The sequence below is a fragment of the Streptomyces sp. P13-3-3 genome (genome assembly GCF_050571355.1).
GTDB lineage: Bacteria > Actinomycetota > Actinomycetes > Streptomycetales > Streptomycetaceae > Streptomyces > Streptomyces althioticus.
The window spans coordinates 1,724,311-1,742,153 of record NZ_CP192228.1; the positions used below are offsets into that span (position 1 = coordinate 1,724,311).

At 73.4% G+C, this 17,843-nt stretch carries 15 protein-coding genes; 8 read left to right on the forward strand and 7 right to left on the reverse strand.

Translation table 11 applies throughout. The annotated features are described in order from the left end of the window. Positions 1–342: 342 nt before the first annotated feature. A complete protein-coding gene (gene cobT, locus ACQZOG_RS07785) occupies positions 343–1,407 on the reverse strand; it encodes a nicotinate-nucleotide--dimethylbenzimidazole phosphoribosyltransferase (protein ID WP_033272929.1) in 1,065 nt (354 codons plus the stop codon). Positions 1,408–1,630: 223 nt separating this feature from the next. Between cobT and ACQZOG_RS07790 the strand changes: the two genes are divergently transcribed. Then, a complete protein-coding gene (locus ACQZOG_RS07790; RefSeq protein WP_163086853.1) occupies positions 1,631–2,674 on the forward strand; it encodes a class I SAM-dependent methyltransferase in 1,044 nt (347 codons plus the stop codon). A 33-nt stretch (positions 2,675–2,707) separates the two neighbouring features. Here ACQZOG_RS07790 and ACQZOG_RS07795 read toward each other — a convergent pair whose 3' ends face one another. Beyond that, entirely contained in the window at positions 2,708–3,907 is a 1,200-nt protein-coding gene (locus tag ACQZOG_RS07795) for a bifunctional adenosylcobinamide kinase/adenosylcobinamide-phosphate guanylyltransferase (RefSeq protein ID WP_430741398.1), read from the reverse strand. A gap of 116 nt (positions 3,908–4,023) precedes the next feature. Here ACQZOG_RS07795 and ACQZOG_RS07800 point away from each other — a divergent pair, with 116 nt between their 5' ends. Next, complete coding sequence (locus ACQZOG_RS07800) at positions 4,024–4,272, forward strand: hypothetical protein (RefSeq protein WP_051724369.1); 249 nt, start codon at positions 4,024–4,026, stop codon at positions 4,270–4,272. Between the two features lie 70 nt (positions 4,273–4,342). Here ACQZOG_RS07800 and ACQZOG_RS07805 read toward each other — a convergent pair whose 3' ends face one another. Together ACQZOG_RS07805 and ACQZOG_RS07810 are read right to left on the reverse strand one after the other, a co-directional pair. Continuing rightward, positions 4,343–5,020 (reverse strand): methyltransferase domain-containing protein, encoded by a 678-nt coding sequence (locus ACQZOG_RS07805; RefSeq protein ID WP_033272932.1) that lies wholly within the window; start codon positions 5,018–5,020, stop codon positions 4,343–4,345. Positions 5,021–5,106: 86 nt separating this feature from the next. Next, positions 5,107–5,745: a DUF3043 domain-containing protein gene (locus ACQZOG_RS07810; protein WP_078492800.1), complete on the reverse strand. Its 639-nt coding sequence runs from the start codon at positions 5,743–5,745 to the stop codon at positions 5,107–5,109. A 270-nt stretch (positions 5,746–6,015) separates the two neighbouring features. Between ACQZOG_RS07810 and ACQZOG_RS07815 the strand changes: the two genes are divergently transcribed. The 5 genes from ACQZOG_RS07815 (at position 6,016) to ACQZOG_RS07835 (ending at position 12,451) form a co-directional block, all read left to right on the forward strand. Then, complete coding sequence (locus tag ACQZOG_RS07815; protein ID WP_203550984.1) at positions 6,016–6,807, forward strand: PspA/IM30 family protein; 792 nt, start codon at positions 6,016–6,018, stop codon at positions 6,805–6,807. A gap of 20 nt (positions 6,808–6,827) precedes the next feature. Then, the gene (pspAA, locus tag ACQZOG_RS07820) at positions 6,828–7,109 is read left to right on the forward strand and encodes a PspA-associated protein PspAA (RefSeq protein WP_430741399.1); all 282 of its coding nucleotides are present in this window, start codon (positions 6,828–6,830) and stop codon (positions 7,107–7,109) included. A 109-nt stretch (positions 7,110–7,218) separates the two neighbouring features. Further along, positions 7,219–8,442, forward strand: coding sequence for a sensor histidine kinase (locus ACQZOG_RS07825; protein ID WP_058915970.1), 1,224 nt, complete (start codon positions 7,219–7,221; stop codon positions 8,440–8,442). Positions 8,443–8,464: 22 nt separating this feature from the next. Beyond that, positions 8,465–9,154, forward strand: coding sequence for a response regulator (locus tag ACQZOG_RS07830; protein ID WP_033272937.1), 690 nt, complete (start codon positions 8,465–8,467; stop codon positions 9,152–9,154). A gap of 159 nt (positions 9,155–9,313) precedes the next feature. Then, on the forward strand, positions 9,314–12,451 hold the full coding sequence (locus ACQZOG_RS07835) for an efflux RND transporter permease subunit (RefSeq protein WP_430741400.1): 3,138 nt from the start codon (positions 9,314–9,316) through the stop codon (positions 12,449–12,451). A gap of 781 nt (positions 12,452–13,232) precedes the next feature. Here the strand turns inward: ACQZOG_RS07835 and nadA are convergent. Further along, positions 13,233–14,417 carry a quinolinate synthase NadA gene (gene nadA, locus ACQZOG_RS07840; protein ID WP_058915969.1) on the reverse strand — a complete coding sequence of 395 codons (1,185 nt, stop codon included), beginning with the start codon at positions 14,415–14,417 and terminating at the stop codon, positions 13,233–13,235. Between the two features lie 286 nt (positions 14,418–14,703). Between nadA and erpA the strand changes: the two genes are divergently transcribed. Beyond that, on the forward strand, positions 14,704–15,060 hold the full coding sequence (erpA, locus tag ACQZOG_RS07845; RefSeq protein ID WP_019522019.1) for an iron-sulfur cluster insertion protein ErpA: 357 nt from the start codon (positions 14,704–14,706) through the stop codon (positions 15,058–15,060). Positions 15,061–15,150: 90 nt separating this feature from the next. Here erpA and ACQZOG_RS07850 read toward each other — a convergent pair whose 3' ends face one another. Together ACQZOG_RS07850 and ACQZOG_RS07855 are read right to left on the reverse strand one after the other, a co-directional pair. Next, on the reverse strand, positions 15,151–17,463 hold the full coding sequence (locus ACQZOG_RS07850; RefSeq protein ID WP_430741401.1) for a hypothetical protein: 2,313 nt from the start codon (positions 17,461–17,463) through the stop codon (positions 15,151–15,153). A 143-nt stretch (positions 17,464–17,606) separates the two neighbouring features. Further along, positions 17,607–17,816 carry a hypothetical protein gene (locus ACQZOG_RS07855; RefSeq protein WP_033272939.1) on the reverse strand — a complete coding sequence of 70 codons (210 nt, stop codon included), beginning with the start codon at positions 17,814–17,816 and terminating at the stop codon, positions 17,607–17,609. Positions 17,817–17,843 lie beyond the last annotated feature (27 nt).

A 17,843-nucleotide genomic window follows, 5' to 3' on the forward strand; every position in this document is an offset into this window, starting at 1 on the left:
CCATCACCCTCCAGGGGCGCGGGGAACTGCGCAAACGGCGGCGCACCGCACCTGGCCCTGAAAACCCGGTGAAGGGCCATCACCCTCCAGGGGCGCGGGGAACCGCGCAAACGGTGGCGGAACCCGCCCGCCCCTGGGAACGCGGGGAAGTGTCATCACCCCTCAGGGGCGCGGGGAACTGCGCGAAGGGGGTTCGGGGGCGAAGCCCCCGAGGCGTGAGGGTCCCTCCCTGTGCTTCGAAGGCCCCGCAGGTCCACTCCCGTTCGCGCAGTTCCCCGCGCCCCTGAACGGCGTTCCCCCCGCGCCCCGAAAAGGGCCCCGCGCCCCCTGAGGGCGCCGACCTCACGCGTCCTTGACGAGTTCCTGCCGAACCGGCAACTCCGCGGCCAGCGCCGCAGCCGCCTGCACCAACGGCAACGCCAACAACGCGCCCGCCCCTTCCCCCACCGCAACCCCCCGCGGCAGCACCGGCTCGAGCGCCATCCGGTCCAACGCCTTCGCCTGCCCCGGCTCCCCGCTCGCGTGCGACGCCAGCCACCAGTCCGGCGCCCGGAACGCCACCCGCTGCGCCACCAGCGCGCACGCCGCCGTCACCACCCCGTCCAGCAGCACCGGCAGCTTCCGCACCGCGCTCTGCAGCAGGAACCCGGTCATCGCGGTGAGATCCGCCCCGCCCACCGTCGCCAGCAGCCGCAGCTGATCCCCCAGCACCGGCCGCGCCCGCCGCAACGCGTCCCGGATCGCCGCGCACTTGCGCATCCACGCCAGGTCGTCGATCGCCAGGCCGCCGCGCCCGGTCACCACCGACGCGTCCGTCCCGCACAGCGCGGCGACCAGCGTGCCCGCAGCGGTCGTGCCGCCGACGCTGATGTCGCCGAGCACCACCAGGTCCGTGCCGGAGTCGGCCTCCTCGTCCGCCACGGCCATCCCCGCGCGGAACGCCGCCTCGGCCTCCTCCAGGGTCAGCGCGTCCTCGACGTCGATGCTCCCGCTGCCGCGCCTCACCCGGTGGCGTACGACGTCCTCGGGCAGCGACGCCGGGTCGCAGTCCAGCGCCATGTCGACCACCCGCACCGGCACGTCCAGCCGGCGCGCCAGCACCGAGACCGGCCGGCCGCCTTCCAGCACGTCCCGCACCAGCTCCACGGCGGTGCCCGCCGGACGCGCGGACACCTCCCGCCCGGCGATCCCGTGGTCGCCCGCGAACAGCACCACCCGCGGCCGCTCCACCGGCCGCACCGGCACCGAGGACTGCGCCGCCGCCAGCCACTCACCCAGGTCGTCCAGGCGGCCCAGCGACCCGGGCGGCACGACCAGACGGGCCCGGTGCTCCTCCGCGTCGCGGCGCACCCCGCCGTCCGGACGCTCGATCAGATCGGTGAAGTCGTCGAGATTAAGCGAGCTCATTCGCCGAACAGTACCGGCCCTCGTCGAACACCCCGGAGCGCCGGTCGTCCCCGCGTTCGCGCCCTCACCCCCACCACGCCACCCCGGCGGTGATCCACCCCGTGAGGCCCTCCCGTACGTAACGTTTTGCTCGGGAATGCCGGAGATCCCTCCGTCCGTCCCCGACCGTCCCCGCACGTCGCGCCACCCGCGTGCCGTACGACCTCACGCCGGGAGCCGCCCCATGTCCGCCACCGCCCCCGACACCGCGTTCCCCGCCCCGCACGGCTCCGCCCGCGTGCACGAACCGCGCCGCCCCGACTGCCCCTGGTGCGGATCCGCGCGGCTGCGCACCCGGCTGAGAACGGGGGACCTGCGCCGGCACCGGCCCGGGCTGTTCACCGTCGACGAGTGCCGGGACTGCGGCCACACCTTCCAGAACCCCCGGCTCACCCCCGAAGGCCTGGCCTTCTACCGGCGGGCGGTGCGCGGCGCCCCCCGCGACCCGGCCACCGAACGGGTCCTCGCCCTGCACGCCGTACGCCACCGCCGCCGCGCCACGGCCCGCGCGATGCTGCCGTACGGCGAACCGGAGAGCTGGCTGGACGTCGGCACCGGGCTCGCCCGATTCCCGGACACCGCGCGGGAGTTCTTCCCGTACACCGCCTTCGACGGCACCGACCTCACCCCGCGCGTCGAACAGGCCCGCGAGCTCGGCAGGATCGAGGAGGCGCACGTGGGGCCGCTCACCGACCCCGGGGTGCTGGCCCGGCTGGCCGGCCGCTACGACGTGGTCAGCCTGCTGCACCACCTGGAGCGCACCACCGACCCGCGCGCCGAACTCCACGCCGCCCTCGACGCCCTGCGCCCCGGCGGGCACCTGCTGATCGAGACGCTGGACCCCCGCTGCGCGTACGCCGCCCTGTTCGGCCGCTGGTGGCTGCCCTACGACCAGCCACGCCGGCTGCACCTGCTGCCCCGCCGCAACCTCCGCGCGGAACTCGAGGCGCGGGGCTGCGAGATCGTCACCGCCGGCCACCGCGCCGCCCACGTCCCGCACGACCTGGCCGGCCTCACCGCCCTCGCCCTCTCCCACGCCCTCCCCGCCCCGGACACCCCCTGGCGGGCGATCCCGCCCTCCCCGGCCGAGCAACGCCTGCGCACGGCCCTCCTCCGCGCGGGCACCCCCCTGGTCGTCGCGGCGGCGGCGGTGGACCTGGCCCTGTCCCCCCTGGCCCGCCACACCCCGCTCGCCAACACCTACCGCCTGATCGCCCGCAGACCGTGACGGCGGGCGGCGCCCCACGCCACGGGCGCCGCCTCAGCCCCGCAGCACCAGCGCCTGACCCGCCACCACCAGCAGCACCTGTTCGCACTCCGCCGCGAACGCCGCGTTCAGACGGCCCAGTTCGTCGCGGTAGCGGCGGCCCGACGCGGTGGCGGGGACGATGCCGGAGCCGACCTCGTTGGAGACCGCGACCACCGTGCGGCGGGTCTCGCGGACCGCGTCCGTGAGGGCCCGCACGCGGTCGCGGAGGGCGCGCTCGCCGCCGTCCGCCCACTCCGCGTCGTCCCAGGCGCCCACCGCGTCCATCGCGTCCGTCAGCCACAGGGAGAGGCAGTCGACGAGGAGCGGCGGGCCGTCGTCCTTGAGCAGCGGCACCAGATCGCAGGTCTCCACGGTCCGCCAGGACCCCGGCCGCCGCTCCTGGTGCGCGGACACCCGCGCCGCCCACTCCGTGTCGCCGTTGCGCGAGCCGCCGGTCGCCACGTACAGCACCTCGGGGAAGGACTCCAGGCGCCGCTCCGCCTCCACCGACTTCCCCGACCGCGCCCCGCCCAGCACCAGCGTGCGGCGCGGCACGTCGGGCACGTCCTCGTACGCGCCGACCTCCAGCGTCGTCCCGTCCGGCACGGCCCGCGCCCCCGCCGCCGCGAGCCGGCGCCGCACCTCGGGGCCCGGGGGCACGTCGTGGTCCAGGTGCACGGCGACGACGTCCGTGGTCGGTACCACCGCGCCCGTCTCCCGCAGCCGCGCCAGCGCGTCCGGGCGGCCCACGACGTCCAGCGCCACCATCGCGTACGGCTCGGCGGGCGCCTCCAGACCGGCCGGGGCGCCGCCCGGCGGCAGATACAGCAGCCGCTGCCCGTCGGGGCCGGTCACCGCGTACCCGGTACCGGGCGCGTCCAGCGCCACCGCCCGCACCCGATGCCCCGTCAGCAGCGCCAGCTCACGCCCGTCCGGCACCCGCCCCGGCTGCGGCAGCCCGGCCGGCACCTCCACCGCGGGCCCGTCGTGCGGGTGCGACAGCAGCACCTGGCGCACCCCGCCCAGCGAACGCCCCGCACGGGCCGCCGCGAAGGCCGCGCCGGGGGTCAGGTCGAGCAGCAGCGCGCCGTCCACCAGCAGCGAGGTCGCCGCCCGCGCGTGCGGTCCGAGCGCACACGCGCACGCCGCGCAGGGACAGTCGGGGCGGGGCAGTCCCGCCGGGGCGCCGGTGCCGAGCAGAGTCAGTTCCACGCCCCGATTCTCACCTTTCCCCACAGCCGATGCCCGTCCGACTACGCTCTTGGTCAGGAGCCGGACCAAGATCCGGCTTCTGCTGTGCAGTGAGGTCACACGCTTGGGAGGCGTACATGGCGGCATGGACGTGGCGGTTCGAGAAGGCCGACGGGACGCAGGTCGAGCCCGCGGTGACGCCGGAGGAGTTCACCACGCAGGGGGACGCCGAGTCCTGGATCGGGGAGAACTGGAAGGCACTCCTGGAGGGCGGCGCCGACCAGGTGCGCCTGCTGGAGGACGACACCGAGATCTACGGCCCGATGAGCCTGCACGCCGACGAGGCCGCGGCGGCGGAGGACGAGAGCGCCGGCGACGGCGCCTGAGCGGACGGCGCGGGGGCCGGTGACACCGTGACCGAGGTCCCCGCGGCCGGCGATCTCCGGGGCTGAGCCCTCAGCCCCGGACCCCGCACAGGTGCAGCAGCGCCGCGACCCCCCGGTACGGGTCCGTGCGCCCGGCCCGGTCCTCGACCGCCAGCACCGCGTCCAGGTCGTCCGGCAGCACCGCGTCGTCCGCCGCCGTGTCCGTGAAGACCCGCACGCCGTACCAGGTGTGCAGCGGCGCCCCGATCCCCGCGAGCGTCGACGTCAGCCGCTTCAGCCCGTACGACGTCGTCGGCGGGCAGAACGCCGCCAGCGCCCCCGCCCAGTCGCCGGACAGACCCGCCCGCATCGCCGCCGCGTCGCCGTTGCGCACGAGCAGCGACAGCATCCCGCCGGGCGCCAGCATCCGCGCCACCCCCGCGAGCAGCGCGTCCGGCTCCTCCACGTCGTCCATGAGCACGCCATGACAGAGCACGACGTCGAAACTGCCCGGCAGGAAGTGCACGCCGGTGTCCCCGGCCTGCCCCTCGATGATCCGCATCCGCTCCCGGATGCCCTCGGGCTCCCCGGCGAACGCCTCCCGGGCCGCCGAGATCGACGCGGCGTCCTGCTCGACGCCCGTCACCTGATGGCCGGCCCGGGCCAGCCGCAGCGCCTGCACGCCCCGGCCCATGCCCACGTCGAGCACCCGCAGCCGCTTCCCCACCGGGAAGCGCCCGACTATCTGCTCCTCGAGCTGGCGGGCCACCAGCTCCTCACGGACGACGTCACGCAGACGGCCGGGCCCGCCCAGCGGACCCGGCGCCGTCGTACCGTGCGCGAACGGGGTGGTGCTCAGGGCCGCTCCCCGCGCTTCACCTGGGGCTTGGGCAGCCGCAGCCGGCGCATCTGGAGCGTGCGCATCAGCGCGTAGGCCACCGCGCCGCGCCGGTTCTCGTCGGGGAAGCGCTCGGCGAGCGTCTTCTTCAGGCGGAAGCCGGTCACGACCGAGTCGAGCACGATCATCACGATGACGACCAGCCACAGCAGCAGCGCGATGTTCTGCAGCTGCGCCACCTGGACCATGCTCAGCACGAGGATGACCACGGCCATCGGCAGGAACCACTCCGCGATGTGGAAACGCGAGTCCACGAAGTCACGGGCGAACCGGCGCACAGGACCCTTGTCGCGCGCGGGCAGATACCGCTCGTCGCCGCTGGCCAGCGCCTGGCGCTGACGCTCCAGCGCGGCACGGCGCTCCTCACGCTGACGCTTGGACGCCTCCTTGCGCGACATCGTCGTGTTGGCCACGCTGCGGCGCTGCGACTGGGCCACGCTGCGCTTCGGTGTGGGGCGGCCCTTGGGGGCCTCGGGATGACGGGTCTGAGTGGAGCCGGTCACCGTCGCCTTGTCGGCGCCCGGTGCCTTCTCTTCCTTGGCACGGCTTCGGAACACAAAACCCAAGGGTACGGGGTGGCCGGGGTTGGACCACAGCCCTGCGGGGAACGATCCGGCAACACCGGACGTCTCTCCTAGGACAGATGGGGACGTAGCGGGGGCCTCACGGGACGACCGACGGCCGCCACCCCGGGAGCCACCTACTCCCTACGCCGGATCAGGAGGGTGCTCAGTCGTCCTTGGGGATGAGCCCATCCGTCCCCGAACAGTGCGGTAATGGATGCAGGGCCCGTACTGTGGGTTCTGAGGCAGTCACTGGAGCTGGAGTCCGTCAGAAGGGGGCGCGCGAAGCCCATGAGCGGTGTCATGAAGCGTATGGGGATGATCTTCCGCGCGAAGGCGAACAAGGCCCTTGACCGGGCCGAGGACCCGCGCGAGACCCTCGATTACTCGTACCAGAAGCAGCTGGAGCTGCTCCAGAAGGTCCGCAGGGGCGTCGCCGACGTGGCGACCAGCCGCAAGCGCCTGGAGCTCCAGCTCAACCAGCTCCAGTCCCAGTCCTCGAAGCTGGAGGACCAGGGCCGCAAGGCGCTCGCGCTGGGCCGTGAGGACCTGGCCCGCGAGGCCCTGTCCCGCCGCGCCGCGCTCCAGCAGCAGGTGACCGACCTGGAGACGCAGCACGCCACGCTCCAGGGCGAGGAGGAGAAGCTGACGCTGGCCGCGCAGCGCCTCCAGGCCAAGGTGGACGCCTTCCGCACCAAGAAGGAGACCATCAAGGCCACCTACACCGCCGCCCAGGCGCAGACCCGGATCGGCGAGGCCTTCTCCGGCATCTCCGAGGAGATGGGCGACGTCGGCCTGGCCATCCAGCGGGCCGAGGACAAGACCGCCCAGCTCCAGGCGCGGGCCGGCGCGATCGACGAGCTGCTCGCGTCCGGCGCCCTCGACGACCAGTCCGGCATGCACAAGGACGACATCCAGGCCGAGCTGGACCGCCTCTCCGGCGGCACGGACGTGGAGCTCGAACTGCAGCGGATGAAGGCCGAGCTGGCCGGGGGCTCCTCCGGCGACCGGCAGGCCATCGAGGGCGGCCAGGGCCAGGCGCAGCCGCAGGCCCAGCAGCAGCCGCAGGACACCCCGCGCTTCGACAAGCAGTAGCCCACGCCGAGGAGGGCGACATGATCGTACGGATCATGGGGGAGGGGCAGGTGCGGCTGGAGGAGAGCCGGCTGCCCGAGCTGGACAAGCTGGACGAGGAACTGCTCGCCGAGATGGAGAACGGCGACGGGCCCGCCTTCCGCACCACGCTCCAGGCACTGCTCGACAAGGTGCACGAGCTGGGCGAGCCGCTCCCGGACGACTCCCTGGAGCCGTCCGACCTCATCCTGCCGTCCCCCGACGCCACCCTCGAGGAGGTCCGCGGCCTCCTCACCGACGACGGCCTCATCCCGGGGACCTGAGACGTCCCCGGGCCCACCGGGGTCCGCCGCCGGAGACGAGGCAGTCCGCAGAGAGGGGGGAGCCGGGGCCATGCCGTACGGGCGTCCGCCCCGGTCACCGCAACCAGCCGTGAGCACCCTGACACGCGCCCGCTGCCGGGCGCGGGCCCACCCGGCCGCCGTGGACACGGTGCTGGCCGTCGGCGTCCTGCTGTGCATGGTCGCCGGGTCCTTCGTCGAACCGCACGACCCCGAGGGGGTCAGCTGGGGGCTGCGCACCCCCGACCCGCTCAGCCTCGTCCTGATGACGCTCGGCGCCGCCGCGCTCGTCTTCCGCCGCCGCGCCCCGCGCACGGTGCTCGGCGCCGCGGGCGGCCTCTCCGTCGTCGAGTCCGTCACGGGCGACCCGCGCGCCCCCGTCGCCATGTGCGCGGTGATCGCCCTCTACACCGTCGCCGCCTCCACGGACCGCCCCACCACCTGGCGGCTCGGCCTGCTCACCATGACCGTCCTCACCGGCGCCGCCATGGCCGCGGGGCCCCTGCCCTGGTACGCCCAGGAGAACCTGGCGATCCTCGCCTGGACCGGCATCGGCGCCACCGCCGGCGACGCCGTCCGCAGCCGCCGCGCCTTCGTCCAGGCCATCCGCGAGCGCGCCGAACGCGCAGAACGCACCCGGGAGGAGGAGGCCCGCCGCCGCGTCGCCGAGGAGCGGCTGCGCATCGCCCGCGACCTGCACGACGTGGTCGCCCACCACATCGCCCTGGTCAACGTGCAGGCCGGGGTCGCCGCCCACGTCATGGACAAGCGGCCCGACCAGGCCAAGGAGGCCCTCGCCCACGTCCGCGAGGCCAGCCGCCACGCGCTCGGCGAACTGCGCGCCACCGTCGGCCTGCTGCGCCAGTCCGGCGACCCCGAGGCGCCCACCGAGCCCGCACCGGGACTCGACCGCCTCGACGAACTCGCCGCCACCTTCCGCAACGCCGGGCTGCGGGTCGAGGTCGCCCGCGCCGACCAGGGCACCGAACTGCCCGCCGCCGTCGACCTGGCCGCGTACCGGATCGTCCAGGAGGCGCTGACCAACGTGCAGAAGCACGCCGGGACCGACGCGCGCGCCGAGGTCAGCGTCGTACGCGTCGGACCGCACATCGAGGTCACCGTGCTCGACGACGGAAACGACGACGGACACGGTCCCACGCCCGGCGGCGGGCACGGACTGCTCGGCATGCGCGAACGCGTCACCGCCCTGCGCGGCACCCTGACCACCGGCCCCCGCTACGGGGGCGGCTTCCGCGTGCATGCGATCCTTCCCGTCGAGCCCCGCACCTCCGCCGCCCCCGGCGGCCGCCCGTGACCGACGCCCCGCTGGAGCCCGCATGACGATCCGCGTGCTGCTCGCCGACGACCAGGCCCTGCTGCGCAGCGCCTTCCGCGTCCTCGTCGACTCCGAGCCGGACATGGAGGTCGTCGGCGAGGCGTCCGACGGCGCCGAGGCCGTCCGGCTGGCGCGGGAACACCGGCCCGACGTGGTCCTCATGGACATCCGCATGCCCGGCACCGACGGGCTCGCCGCCACCCGTGAGATCAGCTCCGACCCCGCGCTCGACGGGGTGCGGGTGGTCATACTGACGACGTTCGAGGTCGACGACTATGTGGTGCAGTCGCTGCGGGCCGGCGCCTCCGGCTTCCTCGGCAAGGGCTCCGAACCGGACGAGATGCTCAGCGCCGTCCGCATCGCCGCCGGGGGAGAGGCGCTGCTGTCCCCGCAGGCCACCAAGGGCCTCATCGCCCGCTTCCTCGCCCAGGACGGCCCGTCCGGCCCCGACAGCGACCCCGAGCGCGCCGAGCGGCTCGACTCGCTCACCGTGCGCGAACGGGAGGTGCTGGTCCAGGTCGCCGGCGGCCACACCAACGACGAGATCGCCGAGCGCCTCGAGGTCAGCCCGCTCACCGTGAAGACGCACGTCAACCGCGCCATGGCCAAACTGGGCGCCCGCGACCGGGCCCAGCTCGTGGTCATCGCCTACGAGTCCGGCCTGGTCCGTCCGAGGACGGACCAGGCGTAGCGGGGAGTACTGCGGTGGGAGTAGGCGCCGTGTGAAGAATCGGACCTCGGGACCACGGATCGGTCCCGGGCCATGGCCCAGGGTGTAGAGCGGGCCGCCCACTGTGCGCGCGCCCGTCTGCCGGACCTTCGCCGCTCGACGGAAAAGAGACCCTGACCCATGTCCTGGCTGTCCAGATTCAGCCTCGCGCAACGGGCGCTGATCGGACTGATGTCGATCATCGCGCTCGTCTTCGGGGCGATCGCGATACCCCAGCTCAAGCAGCAGCTCCTGCCCACCATCGAACTGCCCATGGTCTCCGTGATCGCCCCCTACCAGGGCGCCTCGCCGGACGTGGTGGAGAAGCAGGTCGTCGAACCCATCGAGGACAGCCTGGAGGCCGTCGACGGCATCTCCGGCGTCACCTCGAAGGCGAGCGAGGGCAACGCCGTGATCATGGCGTCCTTCGACTACGGCAACAACACCCAGCAGCTCGTCGCCGACGTGCAGCAGGCCGTCAACCGGGCCGGCGCCCGCCTGCCGTCCGGGGTGGACCCGCAGGTCGTCGCGGGATCCACGGACGACCTCCCGGCCGTGGTCCTCGCCGTCACCTCCGACAAGGACCAGCAGGCGCTCGCCGACCAGCTGGACCGCACGGTGGTGCCCGCGCTGAAGGGCATCGAGGGCGTCGGCCAGGTCCTGGTGGACGGCGTGCGCGACGTCCAGGTCACCGTCGTCCCCGACGAGGCGAAGCTCGCCAAGGCCGGCCTGACCGGCGCGTCCCTCGCCCAGGCCCTGCAGGCCGGCGGCGCGACCGTCCCGGCCGGCTCCTTCGACGAGAACGGCGCCAACCGCACCGTCCAGGTCGGCGGCGGTTTCACCTCCGTGCGCCAGATCCAGGACCTGATGGTCACGGCGGGCCCCGGCCAGGGCAGGCCGGTCCGCCTGGGCGACGTCGCCACCGTCCGGCAGGAGGAGGCGGCCTCCGACTCCCTCACCCGGACCAACGGCGAGCCCAGCCTCGCCGTCATGGCCACCATGGACCATGACGGCAGCGCGGTCGCCATCTCCGAGGCCGTCGAGAAGAAGCTGCCCGGACTGCGCGAGGACCTCGGCAAGGGCGCCACCCTCACCGTCGTCGCCGACCAGGGCCCCGCGGTCTCCAAGGCCATCGACGGCCTCACCACCGAGGGCGCGCTCGGCCTGCTCTTCGCCGTCCTGGTGATCCTGGTCTTCCTCGCGTCGGTCCGGTCCACCCTCGTCACCGCGGTGTCCATCCCGCTGTCGGTGGTGCTCGCGCTGATCGTGCTGTGGACCCGCGACCTGTCCCTCAACATGCTGACCCTGGGCGGCCTGACCATCGCCATCGGCCGGGTCGTCGACGACTCCATCGTCGTCCTGGAGAACATCAAGCGGCACCTCGGCTACGGCGAGGAACGCCAGGCCGCGATCATGAACGCGGTGCGCGAGGTGTCCGGCGCGGTCACCTCCGCCACGCTGACCACCGTCGCCGTGTTCCTGCCGATCGGGCTGGTCGGCGGCATGGTGGGCGAGCTGTTCGGCTCCTTCAGCCTCACCGTCACCGCGGCGCTGCTGGCGTCCCTGCTGGTGTCGCTGACGGTCGTCCCGGTGCTGTCGTACTGGTTCCTGCGACCGCCGAAGGGCACCCCGGAGGACGCCGAGGAGGCCCGCCGGCTGGCGGAGGAGAAGGAGGCCAGGAGCCGCCTGCAACGCACGTACGTGCCGGTGCTGCGGTTCGCCACCCGGCGCCGGCTGGCCAGCGTCGCCATCGCCGTCGTCGTGCTGCTCGCCACCTTCGCCATGGCCCCGCTGCTGAAGACCAACTTCTTCGACGCGGGCGAGCAGCAGGTCCTCTCGGTCCAGCAGAAGCTGAAGCCGGGCACCAGCCTGGCCGCCACCGACACCCAGGTGAAGAAGGTCGAGAAGCTGCTCGCCGGCACCGAGGGCGTCGAGGACTACCAGGTGACCATCGGCTCGTCCGGCTTCATGGCGGCCTTCGGCGGCGGCACCGACACCAACCAGGCGAGCTACCAGATCATGCTGGAGGACTCCGCGTCCTCCGACGACGTGCGGGACGGCATCGAGAAGGGCCTCGCGGAGCTCGACGGCATCGGCACCACCACGGTGGCGTCCGGTGACGGCTTCGGCAGCCAGGACCTCAGCGTGACCGTCAAGGCGGCCGACGCGCAGGTGCTGCGCAAGGCCACCGAGCAGGTCCGCGACGCGGTGGCCTCGCTGGACGACGTCACCGACGCCACCAGCGACCTGGCGCAGAGCGTGCCCCGCATCTCGGTCACGCCGAACGACAAGGCGGCGGCCGCCGGTTTCGACGCCCAGACCCTCGGGATGGCCGTCGCCCAGTCGGTGAAGGGCACCCCGGCCGCCAAGGCGGTCCTCGACGACACCGAGCGGGACATCGTGATCCGCTCGGCGCGGCCCGCCACCACCGTGGAGCAGCTGCGCACCCTGCCCCTCGGCCCGGTGAAGCTGGGTGACGTCGCCACCGTCCGGCAGGTCGACGGCCCGGTCTCCATGACCCGGATCGACGGCCAACGCGCGGCCACCGTCACCGCCCGCCCGCTCGACGAGAACACGGGCGCCGTGGGCACGGCCCTGCAGAAGAAGCTCGACGAGCTGACGCTGCCCGCGGGGGCCACGGCCGAGATCGGCGGCGTGACCGCGGACCAGGACGAGGCCTTCGTCAACCTGGGCCTGGCCATGCTGGCCGCCATCGCCATCGTGTTCATGCTGCTGGTCGGCACCTTCCGGTCGCTGGCCCAGCCGCTGATCCTGCTGGTGTCCGTGCCGTTCGCGGCGACCGGCGCGCTCGGCCTGCTGCTGATCACCGGCACCCCGATGGGCGTCCCGGCGATGATCGGCATGCTGATGCTGATCGGCATCGTGGTCACCAATGCGATCGTGCTGATCGACCTCATCAACCAGTACCGCGCGCAGGGGCACGGCATCATCGAGGCCGTGATCGAGGGCGGCCGGCACCGTCTGCGGCCCATCCTCATGACGGCCCTGGCGACGATCTTCGCCCTGCTCCCGATGGCGCTCGGCGTCACCGGCGAGGGCGGCTTCATCGCCCAGCCGCTCGCGGTCGTGGTGATCGGCGGCCTGATCACGTCGACCCTGCTCACCCTGCTCCTGGTCCCGACGCTCTACGCGATGCTGGAACTCCGCAAGGAGCGCCGGGCGAAGAAGCGGGCGGCGAAGCGGGCCGGGAAGGCGGGCCTGCCCGAACAGCCGGCGCCGGACGCCTCCTCCGACGAGACGCGGCCCGCGTCCGTCTGACCGCGTGACGCGTGACGGCCGGTTCCCGAACCGGAACAACCGGTTCGGGAACCGGCCGTCGCTTTCCCCGTTTCATGTGCTGTACATCCACTGAGGTCTACACGGTGCCGCACCACCTCAGGGCCGCCACAGCGGATGCCGCACAGAGGTCACGCGCCGACAGGCCGGGTGTCGTACCTGTGAGGACGGCTGATCCGCAATGTCAGCAGCGGGTGTCCGTGTGGCCGGTAAGGGTCTGGGAAGCGAAACGGAGCTGACCCAGAGCCTGCGTGCACACGCTCAGCGTGTGGGTTCCGTCCGACCAGACTTCAATTCCCGGTCCGCTCCTCCACCCCTCGGACGACGCTCCTGCTTGGATCCAGGCGGATATGGACCAAGAGCGATGGCTGTCCCGGAAACTCTTCCAGACGTAGGCATATGCCCAGTTCTTCCCGCAGCCCTTGAACTGCTTAACGGAGACGACAGGTTCGCCGTTCGACTTGATGTAGCCCGTGCTCCCGATCTGAGTGACCGAAGGGCAGCCCGGGGCCTCTTCAGCCGCAGCCGCAGGGCTTGACGTGTTGATGACGAGGCCGACAGCAAGTGCCGTCGTGGCGACAGTTGTTGAGAGCAATCGCTTCATGATCCCCCCGTATGAAGGTTCGTATTTACGACGGAGATCATCTCACTGCACATCAGTTCCAGCCTGCAACTGCAGAATGAACGCGCACAGTTGCTGCGAGACGGACCGCGCCCCCACCCCGACCGGAAGCCCGTGCCGGGGTGAGGGCGGGGCGGCCGGCTACGGCAGGGCCAGCATGCGCTCCAGGGCCAGCTTCGCGAAGGCCTCGGTCTCCTTGTCGACCTCGATGCGGTTGACCAGGGTGCCCTCGGCGAGGGACTCCAGGGCCCAGACGAGGTGGGGCAGGTCGATGCGGTTCATCGTCGAGCAGAAGCAGACCGTCTTGTCGAGGAAGACGATCTCCTTGCCCTCGGGCGCGAAACGGTTCGCCAGGCGGCGGACCAGGTTCAGCTCCGTGCCGATGGCCCACTTGGAGCCGGCCGGGGCGGCCTCCAGGGCCTTGATGATGTACTCGGTCGACCCGACGTAGTCCGCCGCGGCCACGACCTCGTGCTTGCACTCGGGGTGGACCAGGACGTTGACGCCAGGGATGCGCTCGCGCACGTCGTTGACGGAGTCCAGGCTGAAGCGGCCGTGCACCGAGCAGTGGCCGCGCCACAGGATCATCTTCGCGGCGCGCAGCTCCTCGGCGGTCAGGCCGCCGTTCGGCCGGTGCGGGTTGTAGACGACGCAGTCCTCCAGGGACATCCCCATGTCCCGCACCGCCGTGTTGCGGCCCAGGTGCTGGTCGGGGAGGAACAGGACCTTCTCGCCCTGCTCGAACGCCCAGTCCAGGGCGCGCTTCGCGTTCGACGAGGTGCAGATCGTGCCGCCGTGCTTGCCGGTGAAGGCCTTGATGTCGGCGGAGGAGTTCATGTACGAGACGGGGACGACCTGCTCGGCGATCCCGGCCTCGGTCAGCACGTCCCAGCACTCGGCGACCTGCTCGGCGGTGGCCATGTCCGCCATGGAGCAGCCGGCCGCGAGGTCGGGGAGGACCACCTTCTGGTCGTCGCCGGTGAGGATGTCGGCGGACTCGGCCATGAAGTGCACACCGCAGAACACGATGTACTCGGCCTGGGGGCGCGCGGCCGCGTCCCGCGCCAGCTTGAAGGAGTCGCCCGTGACGTCGGCGAACTGGATGACCTCGTCACGCTGGTAGTGGTGGCCGAGGACGAAGACCTTGTCCCCGAGCTTCTCCTTGGCCGCGCGGGCGCGCTCCACCAGGTCCGGGTCGGACGGGGAGGGGAGGTCGCCGGGGCATTCCACACCGCGCTCGCTCCTGGGGTCGGCCTCCCGGCCGAGGAGCAGCAGGGCGAGGGGCGTCGGCTGGACGTCGAGCTCCGGGGTCTGGGCGGTGGTCACGACACGCACCCTTTCTGTTCTGGCGACTTCTCGTCGATTTGACGCTATCTATCATAACCGGTTCACGTCACTTTGACGATGGCCATAGCGTCCATGTGACGTGAATCCCGGCGGCCGCCCGTTCATTCCCCTAGGGCCCCCGCGAGCGACGGTTTCCGCTCCGCACGGCGTGTGCGAGCATGAAGAGCGAGGCGAGGAAAGCACGCGCCCGGCCCGGAATGAATCCGCGGTCCCGCCGGTTGCAACCGTCGGCAAGCAGTCTCCGTACAACCCGGGAGAGATGTAGATGTCCGTATCGGACGAGACCACCACCGTCACCGACGGCATCGTCCTGACCGACGCCGCCGCGTCCAAGGTCAAGGCCCTGCTCGACCAGGAAGGCCGTGACGACCTCGCCCTGCGCGTCGCCGTCCAGCCCGGCGGCTGCTCCGGCCTGCGCTACCAGCTCTTCTTCGACGAGCGCTCGCTCGACGGCGACGTGGTGAAGGACTTCGGCGGTGTGAAGGTCGTGACCGACCGCATGAGCGCCCCGTACCTGGGCGGCGCCACCATCGACTTCGTCGACACCATCGAGAAGCAGGGCTTCACGATCGACAACCCGAACGCCACGGGCTCCTGCGCCTGCGGCGACTCCTTCAGCTGAGCACCGCCGGTCCGTCCGGCGGACCGCAGGACGAAGGCGGCGGCCCCGTGACCACGGGACCGCCGCCTTCGTCGTGCGTGGGTGCGCCGCTCAGCGGGCGCTGGGCGGTGCGGGCAGGCGGGCGCCGCCCTTGTGCAGCGGCACCGGCTCGCCGTCCGCCGTCACCACCTGGCGGTCGCCGAGCGGAGCGTCCAGCCGCAGCGTCTGCTCGTACTGCTTGGCGATCAGGATGCACACCTTGTCCGGCCAGGGCGTCTCGGTCACCCGCACGGTGACCTTTCCGCCGCTCTCGCTCGCCGTCGCCTCGTAGTCGGCGCAGACACCGCCCGTGAACGTCACGGTCAGCTCGTCTCCCTGGGCCGTGTAGCCCTCCACCTCGACGTCACGCGTGGCCGGCGCGGACGTCGGCTCGTCACCGGGACCCGACGGCTCCTCGCCCGGTCGCTCCCCGGGCCCCGTCGGCGCGGCGAGGAACTGCGGCTCCACCGCCGGATGCGTCACCGTGAACGGGTTGTCGGACCCCGCCGGGCGCACCTCGAACAGCCAGGACGGCACCAGCGCGGGACGCCCGTCCACCGAGTGCGCGGCCAGCCCGAACACCGCCTCGTCCACCGCGACGGTGTCACCCGCCGGCTTCGCCGGGGCGCAGGGCTCCTCCTGCTGCCCCTCGTCCAGCGGCACGGGGGTGGCGCAGCCGCCGATCTCCACGCGGTCGCCGGCGCCGGGCGCACCGTTCATCGCGTCCAGCGCCTCGCGGGCGCTCACCACGGGGTACTCGTCGCCCTTCACCGGCTCCGCGAGCCGCCCGCTGCCGCCGACGACCTCGCCGCTCGCGCCGACGACCACCCCGGTCGTCCAGCCGTACGTCGGCAGCCCGCCGACCTCCGGGTCGGCGTTCACCACGCGGCTGCCGTCCAGCACCTGGCTCGCGTCCAGCTTGGCGTCGTCCTGGCCCACCGCCTTCAGCACCGGCGCGGCGGCCTTCTTCGCGGCTTCCTCGCTCACGGCGGCCGTCTTGGCGCCGGTCGGGGCCTTGCAGGTGGCGCCCTTGCAGTTGTCGCTGCGGGTGATGTTCCGGCTGAACGTCCAGGTACCGGGGGCCTGAGTGTCGACGCGCAGGGTCGGACCCGAGCCGTCCTGGCCGCCGATGCGCCAGGAGCCGCCCTCGGCGAACGGCCTGCCCTCGACCCCCAGCGCCTCCGCCAGCGCGACCACCTGGTCCTCGGTGATCTTGCCCCGCGCGTGGAACACGGGCGCCGTGTCGGGACCGTCGGGGAGGGCGCCCTCGGCGCGGTAGGTCGCGCCGTACGGGTTGGGCTCGCCCGGCGCGATGCCGTTCGGGCCGCTCTCGGAGTAGCCGTCCAGGGCGAGCGGCGGGGGAGTGGCGTCGCCGTTCGCCCCCGGCGCCGCGCCGCCCCCGGAGTCCCCGGCCCCGGCCGCGAGATACGCCCCGCCTCCGCCGACCAGCAGTACGGCGGCGGCGACGGAGGCGACCAACGCGGGCGTGCGGCGACGGGCCTGCCCCTCGGACCCACGGCCCGCGTCCCGGCTCCCGCCGACCACGGGCTCGGGCCCGGCGTAGGCGTGCTCGTCGCCGGCCGGCGGGGTACGGGGTGCGGTGGGCGTGCCGCCTGCCGGGCCGGATGCCTCAGCCGCGGAGGCTCCGCTGCTTTCGCCACCGTCTGCTCCGGCCGAGGGGGCGTCGGCCCCGGCGGGCCGGTCCTCGCCGGAGGCTCCGGTGTCGGTGGACGCATCGGCCGGTGCGGACCCGTTCCCCTCGGTGCGGGACTCGTCGCTCGCGGCCTCCGGGCCGGCGGCTCCAGGCGTGGAGGCCGGCGCGTCGGCGGACGCCTGCGCCGAGGTCGCGGACGCGTGGGCGGGTGCGGGCTCGTCGCCTGCGGCGGCGGCCTGCGAGGGCCCGGTCTCTCCGGTCCGGGGCGCGTCGCCGTCAGCCGGGCCGGTGGCTCCCGGCTTGGTCAGCCGTGAAGGCGCCGGCGCGTCGGCGCCCGCCGCCTTCGGTTCGGGCCCCTCGGCCCCGGCCGCGCCGGTGCGGTGCACACCGGCGGCGGGCCGCACCTCGCCCCTTCCGTCCGCCCCGGCCCCGGAGGGGCCACCCTCCGGCCTCGTCTCCTCCGGCCGATCGGCGGTGCCGGCCTCACCCGTCCGCGTGAGACCCCCGGCGTCCTCAGCCGAGCCACGCACCCCGGACGCTCCGGCGTCCCCGGCCGGGGCGGACGTCCCGGAGTCCTCCGCGGCCGCCGCGTCACGCGTCTCCACGGCGTCGGTGTCGGAGGCCGGCGCCTCCGAGGAGGAGGTGGTGCGCGGCCGTGCGCCCTCCGTGTCGGGCGCGTCGCCCGAGACGGGGCGCGGCTCGTCGTCGTGGTCGGGTCGCTCGGTGTTCACCGCATCGCTCCTTCGCCTGCACAGCTGTCCCATGCGGACCCTGCCCGGTCGTACCGGGGCTGCCGAGGGTTCGTATCCCGCATCCCCTCTACGGGGGACAGCGATGGGACGCAGTGGGGGAGCGCGCGGTTCCCCGCGTTCGCTCAGTCGCCGTAGTCGGACATGGCGTCGAGCAACCGGGCCGAGGCGGGCGGCACGTCCACCCCGTGGATCAGGGAGGGCGACACCGGCCGGGCCGCCGCCCGCTCGGGCGCCGCCCAGTGCGGCACCATCCGGGCGCAGTCGCCGCGCAGGGAGGTCAGGTCGCCCTCGAGGTCGACCGGAGCGGGGGCGTGGACCTTGATGTTCGTCATGTTCGCACCGTATGCACGCCGACAGCC